The sequence below is a fragment of the Legionella brunensis genome (genome assembly GCF_001467025.1).
Classification (GTDB): domain Bacteria; phylum Pseudomonadota; class Gammaproteobacteria; order Legionellales; family Legionellaceae; genus Tatlockia; species Tatlockia brunensis.
This window is the reverse complement of the sequence record NZ_LNXV01000003.1, coordinates 126,884-140,452: the sequence shown is the minus strand read 5'-3', so window position 1 is coordinate 140,452 and position 13,569 is coordinate 126,884. Positions and strand designations below refer to the sequence as shown.

Here is a 13,569-nt window from a genome sequence, read left to right as displayed (position 1 = left end):
TTTGTTAATCGTAAGAATCATAAAAGGAGATTATTATGAATAAAAAATTAGGTTTAGTTGCTTTATATATTTCATCACTTTCTTTACATGCAGGAACAATGGGAGAAGTGATTACGACTTATCCCTGGTTTGCTTCCATTGGTACTGGCTATTCCTGGACCGAAAAGCCAGGCATCGATAATCCAAATCCCGCCTTCTGGGATTTTTCTTCGCAAGGTTATGATGCTGATCTTGGTGACAGGGGGTTTTATACTTTTGCTCTTGGTAAGCAAGTCCATCAGTATATTGATATCAGTTTAAGTTATCTTAATCATGAGGTTTTTGATTATCAAAAATTTCAAAGCTCACCTCCTGCTACTTCCGGTACGCCAGGCTTTACGGGAAGCGAAAGGACTCGTTTTTTCAGCTTAAGTAATCGTGCTTTGCTAATCAATGGTTTTTTGCATCCCGCACAAGCCTGGGCTAATTTCGCCAGTATTTCATTAAATCCTTTTATTGGCGGTGGTATCGGTTTTGCACACAACGAGGTGCGAGACTTTCATACTGTAGGTACAGTCAATGTTGCCGGTGTGCCGATTGGTTCGACAACTAGTATTGGCGGCCCAACTGATAAAAATAGTTTTGCCTGGCAAGCGTCAGCAGGTTTTAACTTTCGACCTTCGCAAAGCCATCTGAGTGTTGATGCCGGTTATCGTTATTACGATGGAGGTAAATTTAATGGCCCATCTACCGTCTATACTAATAGTGACGGTTTTGCGACTTCAACACCTTGGTCCGGTCGCCTAAAAGCAAATCAGGTTTTTGTCGAATTTAAATATACCGCCTAGCATGTGGAGAAAATTAAGAGAGGAGCATAATCCGCTTCCTCTCCTAATTTTTATTTTGCATTTCTTCTGTTGCGAAGAAAATTCTTCGCCTACTTTTTGAAACTCTTCCAATCCTTTAAATACTTCTTGCTTAGTAGGATATGGAAGACCTTTAGACAATAAATTCTCAAACGGTAACTAATTGTTTTTAAAATCATAGAAAATACTTTGCGGCGATAAAAAAATAAGTTATAACAGATTTACCTGTATCAAGGATTGACGGGTAGTGGGGTCAGCTAATTTGCTGATAGTAGGATTTTTTTTCATGGAGTGAAAGGTGAACAGTAAAGTATTTTCACAACGCTTTAATCGGGAGTTATCTTTGTTGGGCTTCCCAGAAGAACTGGCAGAGAAAACTAAAGCTGTAGCTAAGGTGTTCGGTGTTACTCGCCATTTGGCAAATGCCATGATTTTTGGTCATTTGTTACCATCCCCAGAGCAGCTGGATAAAATAGCAGAGGTACTAGAAGTTTGTCCCAATTGGTTAAGTGGCGCAACGGATAGAAAAAAAGCTTATCCAGGACGAGAAACTACAGAAAGCGTGTAGTCTTGCAAGGGTTGGGTTATAATCTTAGTTACGATAAATGCTCGTGATATTTGCAAAATATCACGGGTGATAAAACAGCAAAGGTTATAAATCATGGAATGCTTAAGTTATTGCATTGCCAGCTCAATAGATTTAACGCGTCTTGATACACACTTCAAAAATACATTGATTGGCTATAGTTCTGTTCGCTCACGTGACGTCTTAAAATTAAGTCATTGTGACGCAAGCAATACGCTAGTTTTTGTTTTTAAAAATGGAACTGTGGTCTCTTGGGGAATAAAACGATATCAAATTAGCACCTATCTCGATATCATTCGCCCTTTTGGTGACAAATTAATAACTTTTTTAGTTCGAGATGAGTTCAGTTATAAAATTGGCGATAAAATAGCAATAGAACCACACGATTTTTTTGATGTCGATTGTTTAACAATAGATGCCGACAGTGATGAATTAAAATTAAGCTTCTCTTATGGATTTTCACAGTCAGTAAAATTGCAGTATTTCGAAACAATTATCGAAGCTCTTATCGAAAAGTACAATCCAATGATTCAAAGTCTCTCTAACAAGGGAGAAATGCCTGTAACCCGCAATCAAATACGCCAGGTGATTGGCGAAATTTTAGGCGCCAAGAGTGAGATGAATTTGATCAGTAATTTCCTTTATCATCCCAAATATTTCTGGCAGCACCCAACACTTGAAGAATACTATACGATGATGGAACGCTATTTACATATTCAGCGACGAGTTAATGCCATTAATCATCGCTTGGACACACTTAATGAAATCTTTGACATGTTCCATGGCTACCTGGAAACTCGTCATTCCCATAGTTTGGAAATCATTATTATTGTATTAATTACGATAGAAATTATTTTTGCCGTGCTGAATATTCATTTCTAATTTAAACATACCAAGCATTAGTGAATCTTGCAAAATGCAAATACCGCTACTGCAAGTTACTCAAACTTGGGTGGCTCCGCCGTCTGCAACGAGATCAATTCCTGTACTAAAACTACTGTCATCAGAAGCTAAGAATAAAGCAGCCACTGCAATTTCTTCTGGTCGGCCAATGCGCCCAAGTGGGGTAATTTGGGCAAAAGCGGCTTTTGCATTTTCAGCATCATCCTTATTTGGAAACTGACTGTAAATAATAGGTGTGTCGATAAGTCCAGGACTTAGTGTGTTTACACGAATGCCCTTATCTTTAAATTCATTAGCCCAGGTTCTGGCAAAAGAACGAATTGCAGCTTTAGTGGCCGCATATGTAGCATGCTCTGGAACCCCTTTCATATGTAAACCTGAAGAGATAAGCACAATGGTTCCACCATCTTTCATACATGGGATTGCCTTTTGCACAGTAAAAAATACACCCCGCGCATTAGTATTAAACGTTTTATCAAAGTGAGCCTGCGTTACATTTTCCGTAAGGCAACGCTCCACAAAACCTGCATTAGCAATAACAATATCTAACTGTCCTTTTTTCTTCATTACGGTTTTATATAAATCGTCAATGTCAGCAAGATTCATAACATCACCTTGTATAACTGAAACACGTTTACCAATGACTTTTTTTGCTTTTTTTAACTCAAGTTTCTCAAGACCTGTGATAAAAACATAGGCTCCTTCTTCCACAAATAGCTTTGCAATTGCAAAGCCAATTCCACTACTGCCGCCAGTGATAACTGCAACCTTTCCTTCAAGTTTTTTTGCCATTTTATCCTCTCTCTTTGATTGGATGTTCGAGATAAAGCATTCTTCATGCCGGAAGCCTTGGGGATTTTTCACACAAATACTGAAAGAGCAGCTCTTGATAGCGATAAATCACTGATTGTTCAGCAGCAAATTGTTTGACAATATTCGCAACTTAAATAACATATGATGTTTTTCGCTCAAACAGACTTTCAATCCGTGGCTCTTTACCACAAAAATTATAGGATTTATGAGAGAGGGCATGCAATTAATTTGACCCAGTCGCCTGTAAATGAAACGACATGGTATTTTATTAGTCACTTAGGAGAGAATATGTATAACCCTAAATTTTATAGAGCAAAGGAGAGAGAGGCCAATATTGCGTTTGATACTGCATACAATCGTGACCCTAATCATCCACTTGCAAAAAAAGCAAGAGAATATCGAAAACAAGCCCCTTCTATCTCGCGGAAAGAGGCATTTGAATTGGCTGAAAGTGAGTTGAAAAAAGAAGGATACAAGTTACTAAATTTATAATGGATACGTAATAAGATTTGAGGGATGGTTCAAACGCGGGGCGTAATTATTCGGATATCCAGAGATTGCAAGCTTCCTCTAACTTTTGTAGGATCAACTTTTGCCTTTGAGCAACTCTATGAACCGCTTACAATCCCGTTTTCTGAGCCAATCTTCCTTAAAAACGGAGATCCTAGCTGGTGTAACCACTTTTTTAACAATGGCTTATATTGCCTTTGTTAACCCCTCTTTATTGCATCAGGCAGGTATGGATCAAGGTGCAGTGTTTACCGCCACATGCATAGTAACAGCGTTTGCCTGCGCGCTCACAGGGATACTCGCTAATACACCCATTGGTATTGCACCTGGCATGGCCTTAAATATTTATTTTACTTACGGAGTAGTTCAGGGAATGGGTATCAATTGGCAACATGCACTTGCCATGGTTTTTATTTCCGGCATCTTATTTTTAGCACTCAGCCTTACTGGCTTAAGACGCTTATTAATCGAATCCATTCCTCATAATCTGCAAATTGCCATACTTATCGGAATCAGTTTGCTTATCGCGTTAATCGCATTAAAAACCAATCAACTAATCGTGAGTGATCCCTATACTTTAATGGGACTAGGCAATCTTGCCACCCCACAGATTGGTTTATTTATTCTAGGTTTTTTAGTCATTTTAATTTTAGATTATTACGGCGTCCCCGCCGCCATTATTTTAGGCATTTTAACTATTAGCATCCTTAGCCTGTTGCTAGGATTAACCCCATGGCGTGGTATCATCGCCCTCCCTCCGTCAATGGATGCCACTTTTCTTAAACTTGATTTTTCAGGCCTTAATACTCTTGCCGCCATTAAAGCGACCTTTACTTTTTTTCTAATTGCCGTTTTTGATGCTACCGGTACACTGATTGGCTTACTTAATCGCACTGTTTTTAAAGATGCAGAAGACTATCAGCAGCGATTAAGCAGGAGCCTTACTGCTGATGCAGCAGCCTCAGCACTTGCCGGGCTTTTAGGTTCTGCGAGTACTTCACCCTACATCGAATCAGCCGCAGGCATTGAGGCAGGAGGGCGCAGTGGCTTAACTGCTTTAGTCGTTGCGGCAGGCTTTATTCTAATGTTGTTCTTTTTCCCCCTTGCCCAAATGATCCCAAGTTATGCGGTAGGTCCAGCACTTCTGTATGTTGCATGCAGCATGATGAAACATTTAGTAGATTTGCAATTAACTGACTTTACGGAAATTGCTCCCTGCATGGTCACCATCATGTTAATTCCTTTCACCTCCTCTATTGCTGATGGTATCGGTGGGGGCATCATTCTTTACACCCTACTAAAACTGGTTACGCGCCAACCGATTAACCCATTATTATTTATTTTAAGCTTGTTATTTATGATCTTTTTCTCTATTCAATAAAGACATTGAACAATTAACTGAAAAATGTAAAAAAATTTATCAAATCTATGCAATACTTTAATTTATTTAAGAAGAAAAAATCATGATCATTTGCAATAACCAACTTGATAATAACCAATTAAAAGCTGTACATGATCTAACTATGTTATGCCGCGAACAGGATGGCGGCACTCCAACCCTCTATGATCATTTATTAGTTCAGAAACGCCCAACAGATAATAATGTGCTTTACTTTCAAGAAGGGCAATTAATCGGTTTTTTAAGTGTTTATTTTTTCTATGAAGATGCTTGTGAAGTAAGCGTTCTGGTGGCTCCTGCCCATCGAAGGCAAGGTATTGCCAGGCAGTTACTGCGTAATATTCTCCCTCTCTTAATTGCTAAAGACATGAAAAATCTTATCTTTTCTAATCCCGCCACAATTAATGAAACTTGGCTAACAAAGCTTGGATTTACTTATCGCAATAGCGAATATCACATGCACAGAATAAGCTATGAACCTATTTTAATTCCTACTCCAAAACTTTCTATGCGCAAAGCTGTTTTGGAGGATATTCCTACCTTGTGCGCTATTGATGCAGCTTGCTTTGCTGAGCCACAAGAAAATATGACTAGACGTTTTGATTTATTGTTAAATGATAGCGACTATATCTTGTTACTTGCACTTTATAAGGAAATCATTGTTGGTAAAGCACACATACATTGGCAGCCAAAGAGTGCTATTTTTTCTGATATTGCCATTTTACCCCAGCATCAACGACAAGGGTGGGGCGGAGAAATGTTGGCTCATTGCATTAACCAAGCGTTAGCCTTTGGGAAGAGTATGCTCACACTTGATGTTGAGACGTCAAATCGCAATGCACTCAATCTTTATCTGCGCAATGGTTTTAAAACCGTTAATGTCAGTGATTACTGGGTAATCCCTTTGCAAAAACTTGTTTATGATTGGGCAATTTAGCTAAACGGGGTCGACATAACAGGTCCGCTAAATGAATAAACTTTTTTATAATTCTTATTTCCTACAACTTTATGCCTTAATTATTTTAATTTGTCTTGATAAACATTACTTTTTTTCTCTTTGCTATCGTAAAGGTGCAGGATTATATATGCAGTTTGTGCCGTTTTACTTTAATGCACCCTGCCTCTACATCGCGCTAGTCACTGTATTTTTAACCGCAGTTTTATTGTTTATTTTTAATGCCTTTTTAAAATTTCTTTATCGTGTTTTTACGAAAAAAAAACAAACCCCCATCTTGGCAGAGGTCTTTTTCCTAATCGTCCTAATTTGGCTACTACATCTTGCCAAGCCCTTTACACTCGTAGACTAAAATTAAATTTGAAAAAAATTGTGAGACATCAACTACACTTATAACTAGAAAATGTAGGGTTTAAACGAATAGTGCCACTGTATAAATTGTTTTATTACATATGGATAACAGATAATGAAATCAATCAAAGCAGTATTATTTTCTTTATTCTTTTCGTTTAATATTCTTTCAGCCCATGCTGATATTAAAGTTGGAACTGTATTTTTATACCCCCCATTTGTGATGTCTTTAAGTGAAGGGTTTGATATTGATTTTATTAATCTTCTTTGTCAAAAAATGAATACCACATGTACTTTGGTACCGATGGATTTTAATAAATTATTCCCAGCACTTGATGACGGTGAGATCGATATAGCCATTGGAGGTATTGTTATTTCGCCAGTGAGAGAAAAAAATTATATTTTTTCCTTACCCTATATGCTAAGCAAGGGACAATTTTTAATTTTACAAAGCAGCAATATCTCTAGCCTTAATGATTTAGCAGGAAAAACAGTTGGCGTCTTGCGAGGAGGGCAAGATGGTAGCGTTTATTATGCTTACTTAAATGCTAATTATCCTGGCCTATTTCAGACTTTAGCTTTCAATGATATTGAAGATGTGATTACCGCACTTAGTACAAACACTATTGCCGCAGCATTTATTCATGAGTCAACCGCCCAATATTGGGAGGAAAATGGCGGCGGTCAATTTAAAACCTTCGAGAAAGCAAGCTTAGTTGGCGATGGGATGGCTATTATGGCAATGCCACAAAATAAAGCATTAATTCAGCAGATTAATCAGCAAATTCAAGCTGCAGACCAAGACGGTACTTTCGTACGCTTATACAATACCTATTTTGGCAATTTATAATAGAAAGAGAGTTATTCAAACAATCGCCTACAATCAATTTTCTATCTTAATATTCTCTTAACCTTTGTCCACTATTATAACAGTATTATCAGTTTTTATCTTGAGTTAAGTAATGCCAATTAAATATAAAGGACAAGAGCTCCATAAATTTGCAGATACAGGGGGCAAAAATAAAAGTGGTTTTTATAGGGGAGAAAAAAGCAAAGAAGAATTCTTTATTAAAGCCCCTAAAGATAAAAAAGAATTATTTACCGAGTTATTTGCGGGTCTTTTATTAAATGAGTTTAAAGAACTTCTTTTAGAACCTTTAATCAAGGAAGGCAAGCTTCCCCCAAACTACACTAAGTCACTAATTTTTGCCGATCTTATCCAATTTGAGGATGGCTCTTATGGCTTAATTCAACCTAAAGTTGCTCTAACCGAACTATGGAAAATCATTGGTACAGGCTATAAAGATGGTTCTGATCGTGATCCTTTGTGGGAAATGCTCAATGGTCCTAACGCTTACCCACTGCTAACACAAGGTGGGCAATATTTTGGTTTATCAATATCACTGCTGTTCTCATTGCTCTTAGGGGCTTATAGCGTGCATAGTGGCAATATGGTGCGTTTAAATCCCACCCATGCTCATCCCTTAGAGCGAGCCCTTCAGCAATTTGCCCGCATCGACTGGGGTGATGCCTTCCGCTACTTTGCAGCTCCTAGTAATAATGAAGATATTCTTTCTCCAGCAGAATATGAGGGCGTCTTAAACATTAAAAAATGGACAAAAGGCTATATTGCCAATTATCGTAATATTGTAGGTCTACTTACAGAAATTGCCAAAAAGGGAATAACTTTGACGGAAAAAATGGATGAGGTAGCTAAAAAAGAAGACACAATACATACCGCAGCCGATCTAATGCTTACGATGGTTAAGAACGCATTAAGCAAAATTCCTAAGGATTTGTTGGATACAGAGACAAAGAAAAAATTGGCTACTTATCTTGCCATTCCTGAATTTGCTGAGGTTACTTTTGGTGAGGAGGGAAATTATGACAAGGTTGCCCAGACCTTTGCAGGCACATTAAACCACAGACTTAAGAAAATCAGGGAGCTTAAAGAAGAATTGGCTCCACATCAAGAGGAAAGCTCCCTTTTTAAAAGCACTATCTATACAAGCGCGATTCCATTGAGTGTGAACGAAGAAGTCGCATTTCCTGATTTCGTTGAAGATCTAGAAGTGGAATTCCCTCGAGTTAACGTGAATTTGCTTGATTTTACTACCTTAGAGCCTCAAGAGTTAATCCAGAAATTTAATCATTACCTCGATCTCATTACCCATCAAATTGACGCTAGTAATTCTTGGCAACTCTATCCTCACCCTGTAGCCAACAATAATTTGCTAGTTCCACATTATAAAGGGGATAAGGAAATCCAGTTAGGACATGCTTTTGTTCCCCAATATCGCGAAAGCGTCATTTTGCGTCGCTTGTTTACCTTGGATATAGATCGATATGGTAGGGTAATTACTCACCGTTTTAGACCCTATGAGACCGCAGTTACCACCTATCGTAGTAACACTCCAGCCCCACTCTGGACAGCGATAGAAAATCTTTCAACTGCTGGCCTTACTTTAATTGCACAACTTATAGCCCTAAAAAAACAGCAGGCAGTAGCTCTTACGGATGTCAAACTTAAATCTAACGAGCTAATGGAACCCTTAATACTTGGATTAGCAGATGCCATTGCGGCATTCAAACTAGCGAATGAGAAATTAGCTGTTTTGCTACAAAGTTCAAATCCAAGTGCACCAGTAGAATTTGAAAGTAATTTTTTCTATGCGATTAGTGAGCAAGAACTTAAAGAGATGACTGGCGCTCAACTAGCTACTATCTGCCTGGAAGAATTAACCGATAAAGAGCCAAGTGCGTTGCTATTTAGAATTATCGGTAATAACACCTTATGGGGGCGTATGGTCGAAACGCTTGCAAAAGAAGAAAGTGCTTTCAGTGCCCGGGAAGATAAACCTCACCTAGAAAAAATCCCCCTGTTATCCAAATTGCATGAACAAATAGTTTATGTTCGCAATCATCAAGTGACATTTCAAAGTGCCCCTCTCTTCGCTGATAAAGAAGTAGCCTTGAAAGCCTTTAAGGAAAGTGCTGAGATGTTACCCAAGGCATTTAAAGCTGCACTTGCCAGTGACATGGAAAAAGCTGAAACAGAATTTTCAGAATTACAGATGCGTCGTGAAACCTATAAATCGCAATATGATAAGTTCCAGCAAGCTCAAGATAAAATCCCCGCTTTCTCAACTTTCGAGCAAGCTTATCACGCGCTACCGCTTGATTTGCAAAGTGATTATCAAAACGAATTCATTGCAGCTCTTGAACTTGTTTGGCAAGCCCATCTTGACCAATTTGATGCAGCACAACTTTCTGAAAAGCCACAGCAGTTTAAAACATTAGAGGCTTTCCATACAAAATGGTCTAAATCCTTAACTAATAAGCAATCTCAAGCTGCATTTGAACAAAGAGAAAAAGAATTTTCTGATCTACAAACTCGTCATGAAACCTATAAGTCGCAACGTGATCAGTTTCAGCGGGCTCCAAACAAAATCTCTGCCTTCTCAAATTTTGAGACAGCCTACCGTGCCCTACCTATGAACTTGCAAATTGATTACCAGGAAGAGCTCACTGCAGCTCAGAGGGTTGTTTGGCAATCTCATCTTGCTCAATTTGATGTAGCAGTTAATAACATCCATTCGACACAACTTGCTGAGAATCAACAGCAGTTTAAGACTTTGCAGACTTTCTATAGTCAATTACCTAAAACTCTAAACACAGAATTTCAAACTGCATTTGAGCAAAGAAGCAAAGTAAATAATTTTTACCAAGCAGTGGAAATTTACGATAGGAAGTTAACTCTATCTGCAAAAGTTGATGCTTTCTCTACAGTAAGCGAGGCTTTTTCAAAACTTGGCGTAGAGTCAATAACGCTTTATGAAGAAGTTAAAGCGATAAATAGTGACTTGTCAGCTCTTTATATAAACAACATATTGCCAGGCGATACACCCATTTCTGATATCAATAAAGCACTGAATAAATTGGCGACTCTACTTGAGCCCCAGTCTATTGATGAGGGATTAAAAGCCGCTTTTAGAAACGCCGTGCTCTCCGATAAAGCTCTTTGGGATGTTATTGCCCATACTAATAAGAAAAATTTCACTACTGAATTAATCGCTGACTTACTTGAGTTGAAAAAATTTCACGATGAAAAATTACAACTTGGTATAGACCACAACCATGGTGAAAAATATAGCACTTCTGTGAATAATTTTTATGACCAAGCATTAAATATTCGTTTATCGGATGCTCCAGTAAAAGAACAGGCTAAGGCACTAGTGGATGCTGCACAAAATGAATTTAGTCATCGCCACAGTACACGACGTCTAGTAGCGGATGTGATCATGATGATCAGTGTGCTCTTTGCTGGATTAGGGTTATTAGTAGGTGGTATTCGCGCTGCCAAAGGCGACTCCTTCTTTTTCAGTAAATCACTTACAACTAGAGCACAGGAAATGACTTCAATGATCCAATCACCAGAGGAAGAGAACGAGCACGCGCGGCTTATAGACTCATCCCCTACCCCTAAAAAGAGTAGATAAATTTTAACTCTATAGGGGCTGTCTACATTTGCCTAAAGCTAGCGAAATGTAGACAACCCCTAATAAGTCAAGCTTTATTGCGATTCTTCTTTTACCCATGTTAGTTTAAGAGTATTAATTGATTAATTATTAATATTCTTAGGCTATCGATATGAAAAAAATCCTGTTCACCTTTTGGGCTATTGCATCAATTGCTATTGCCGCACCTTCTAATCCATCAAAAGACAATGCAAAAAATGCCATAACTCAGATCATGCAGGAGCATCTAAACAAATACAGCCAAGAGGAATTAATCTCTGCCATTCAGGTTTCAATTAAGGCAAAAGACAAAGTAGACACCTATGTCGTTGGCCATAGGGACAATACTCCCGGGAGTGCTCTCATCGATGAAAACTCTCTCTTTAATCTAGGCAGCATTACTAAATCATTTACTGCAGCGATTACGCTACTTGCTGAAAGCGAAGACAAACTTAAGTTGACAGATACTTTAAGTAATTATTTATCCAACTATCCCCACTGGGGCGATTTAACGCTTACTAGATTACTCAATATGAGCACTGGCATCCCTAATTATTCTGATTCACCAACCTTTAACTATCTCGTTAGTAAAAATTTGCAGCAATACTGGAGTCAAGATGATTTAATTAAACTTGTTTATCCCCAAAAGCATAATCCGCCTCGTAAACCCGGCTATTTTTACAGTAATACGGGTTATGTGTTAATGGATAAAATATTAACTAAAGCCTATAACAAGTCTTTTCATAATTTAATCGTCGACAAAATTATAAAACCTCTGAATTTAAAAAATACGTTTTATCCCGTTCCGAACTACCCTCCCAATGTCTTATCAAGGTTAGTCAGAGGTTATTCCTATAATATTTACGCAAATCCCGAATTGTTAGGGCAAGATGTCACGGAGAATAATTTAAGTTGGGCAGGAGCTGCCGGTGCGGTTGTAGCCAATAGTGAGGATGTTGTCCACTGGATAGAGAATTTGTTCATTGAGAACAAACTACTGACCAAAGTCCAGCAAGGAAAAATGCAGCAATTAGTTTCCACCTCATCAGGTTTGCCATTACCAATAACAAACCCCGATGACCATTACGGATTTGGCCTTGGTATTTCTCAGGGCTATGATGAAAAGATTGGTCATTATTGGTTTTATGAAGGTGAAACTTTAGGTTATCGCGCTGTTTACATCTATGTACCTTGCAACCAAATGATTATTAGCGCCTTATTTAATAGCGCTACTAATCATGAAAATGATCACTCCCGTAAATTGGTATTAAAACTTTATAACCATCTCCTTAAAGAAGATGAAATGCTTATCTGTGGAAAAAATAATGCCGGAAAACAAAGTAATGTGAATTCAGCTTGACAGATTTTCTAAAGGACATTTAGTATTTGCTCTTTACTGCAAAAGGAACAAGCCTGAGGGGATGGAATGAAAAAACGGGTTGTCATCACTGGAATGGAAATAGTTTCTTCCATCGGACATGGGCTTGAAGCTTTTTGGGAAGCAGCCGTTGAGGGTCAATGCGGCATCGAACGTATTCAAAGTTATGATCCCACCCCCTATCCAACACAAATTGGCGGCGAAATTAAAAATCTGTCCCTTGCTCATTTACCTGATTTTGATAAATCAAAGCGTTACCCCCGTGTAGCTCAATATGCACTTTATTGCGCGCATCATGCCCTTGAAAGGTCAGGTCTAACACCTACTGAACGCAGTAAGGCGGGTACCTATATTGGCACCAGTTTAGGAGGCACCCCAGAGCTTGAGGCAGCTTATAATGTTTTTTACACCCAAAGTTGGAAAAAAATACCTCCTCTGAGTGTCATTCGTGGTATGCCCAACTCCGTTGCCAATCATATTGCCATTGCCTTCGGACTTGGCGGACCCAACTCAACGATTTCCAATGCTTGTGTTTCATCAGCAGAAGCGATTGGTTATGCCTATCAACAAATTGCTTTTGGTCAACTACCACTCGCCTTATGTGGTGGAACAGAGTCCTTACTTTGGGAAACTATTATGGCAGCCTGGTGTAAGCTACGGGTTATGTCCACACAAAATGAAAATCCACATCTGGCAAGCCGTCCTTTTGACATCAATCGCGATGGACTAGTCATGGCCGATGGTGCAGGAATTTTAATCCTCGAAGAATTACAACATGCAAAAGCTCGCGGAGCTAAAATATATGCCGAAATTATCGGATTTGGTGGCAGCTGTGATGCCTATCATGTCACGGCCCCTAATATGCAAGGGCAAGTTCGAGCCATTCATGCTGCATTAGATGACGCAAGACTTGCAATTGGCGATGTCCAATACATTAATGCTCATGGTACTGGTACCCAATTGAACGATGTCACAGAAACAGAAACCATTAAGGCTGTCTTTGGTAAACGAGCCTATGAAATACCTATTACAGCTCAAAAGGCAATGACTGGACATGCCATTGGTGCCGCTGGCGCGATGGAAATTATTGCCACAACCTTAAGCTTACAACATGACTGTTTGCTCCCTACCATTAACCTCCATGAACCTGACCCTACTTGTGATCTAGACTATGTTGCCAACCATGCTCGCAAACAGCAAATTGATATCGCCTTATCCAATCACTTCGCTTTTGGTGGGGCGAATGCCGCTTTATTGTTGCGAAGGGTATAAAGATTCGCAACTAAAGCAGCATCGCGTTATAATCGCACTA

The 13,569-nt window shown here is 38.8% G+C and carries 12 protein-coding genes; 11 read left to right on the top strand and 1 reads right to left on the bottom strand.

Annotated elements, in window-relative coordinates:
• Positions 1-35 precede the first annotated feature (35 nt).
• From Lbru_RS01020 to Lbru_RS01010, 3 genes are all read left to right on the top strand, one after another.
• Complete coding sequence (locus Lbru_RS01020) at positions 36-827, top strand: outer membrane protein (protein ID WP_058440318.1); 792 nt, start codon at positions 36-38, stop codon at positions 825-827.
• Positions 828-1,143: 316 nt separating this feature from the next.
• A complete protein-coding gene (locus Lbru_RS01015; protein ID WP_058440317.1) occupies positions 1,144-1,413 on the top strand; it encodes a hypothetical protein in 270 nt (89 codons plus the stop codon).
• A gap of 93 nt (positions 1,414-1,506) precedes the next feature.
• Entirely contained in the window at positions 1,507-2,313 is an 807-nt protein-coding gene (locus tag Lbru_RS01010) for an RMD1 family protein (protein WP_058440316.1), read from the top strand.
• 60 nt (positions 2,314-2,373) lie between these two features.
• On the opposite strand, the gene Lbru_RS01005 is transcribed toward Lbru_RS01010, so the two are convergent.
• Complete coding sequence (locus Lbru_RS01005; RefSeq protein WP_058440315.1) at positions 2,374-3,126, bottom strand: SDR family NAD(P)-dependent oxidoreductase; 753 nt, start codon at positions 3,124-3,126, stop codon at positions 2,374-2,376.
• 309 nt (positions 3,127-3,435) lie between these two features.
• Here Lbru_RS01005 and Lbru_RS01000 point away from each other — a divergent pair, with 309 nt between their 5' ends.
• The 8 genes from Lbru_RS01000 to Lbru_RS00965 all read left to right on the top strand — a co-directional run bounded on the left by Lbru_RS01000 (position 3,436) and on the right by Lbru_RS00965 (position 13,529).
• The gene (locus Lbru_RS01000; RefSeq protein WP_058440314.1) at positions 3,436-3,639 is read left to right on the top strand and encodes a hypothetical protein; all 204 of its coding nucleotides are present in this window, start codon (positions 3,436-3,438) and stop codon (positions 3,637-3,639) included.
• Positions 3,640-3,757: 118 nt separating this feature from the next.
• Positions 3,758-5,038, top strand: coding sequence for an NCS2 family permease (locus Lbru_RS00995; RefSeq protein ID WP_058440313.1), 1,281 nt, complete (start codon positions 3,758-3,760; stop codon positions 5,036-5,038).
• An 82-nt stretch (positions 5,039-5,120) separates the two neighbouring features.
• Positions 5,121-5,993 (top strand): GNAT family N-acetyltransferase, encoded by an 873-nt coding sequence (locus Lbru_RS00990; RefSeq protein WP_058440312.1) that lies wholly within the window; start codon positions 5,121-5,123, stop codon positions 5,991-5,993.
• A 31-nt stretch (positions 5,994-6,024) separates the two neighbouring features.
• Positions 6,025-6,363: a hypothetical protein gene (locus Lbru_RS00985; protein ID WP_058440311.1), complete on the top strand. Its 339-nt coding sequence runs from the start codon at positions 6,025-6,027 to the stop codon at positions 6,361-6,363.
• A gap of 114 nt (positions 6,364-6,477) precedes the next feature.
• Complete coding sequence (locus tag Lbru_RS00980; protein ID WP_058440310.1) at positions 6,478-7,212, top strand: transporter substrate-binding domain-containing protein; 735 nt, start codon at positions 6,478-6,480, stop codon at positions 7,210-7,212.
• 112 nt (positions 7,213-7,324) lie between these two features.
• Positions 7,325-10,861 carry a LepB GTPase-activating domain-containing protein gene (locus Lbru_RS00975; protein ID WP_058440309.1) on the top strand — a complete coding sequence of 1,179 codons (3,537 nt, stop codon included), beginning with the start codon at positions 7,325-7,327 and terminating at the stop codon, positions 10,859-10,861.
• 151 nt (positions 10,862-11,012) lie between these two features.
• Complete coding sequence (locus Lbru_RS00970; protein ID WP_083500781.1) at positions 11,013-12,239, top strand: serine hydrolase domain-containing protein; 1,227 nt, start codon at positions 11,013-11,015, stop codon at positions 12,237-12,239.
• 66 nt (positions 12,240-12,305) lie between these two features.
• On the top strand, positions 12,306-13,529 hold the full coding sequence (locus tag Lbru_RS00965) for a beta-ketoacyl-[acyl-carrier-protein] synthase family protein (RefSeq protein ID WP_058440308.1): 1,224 nt from the start codon (positions 12,306-12,308) through the stop codon (positions 13,527-13,529).
• Positions 13,530-13,569 lie beyond the last annotated feature (40 nt).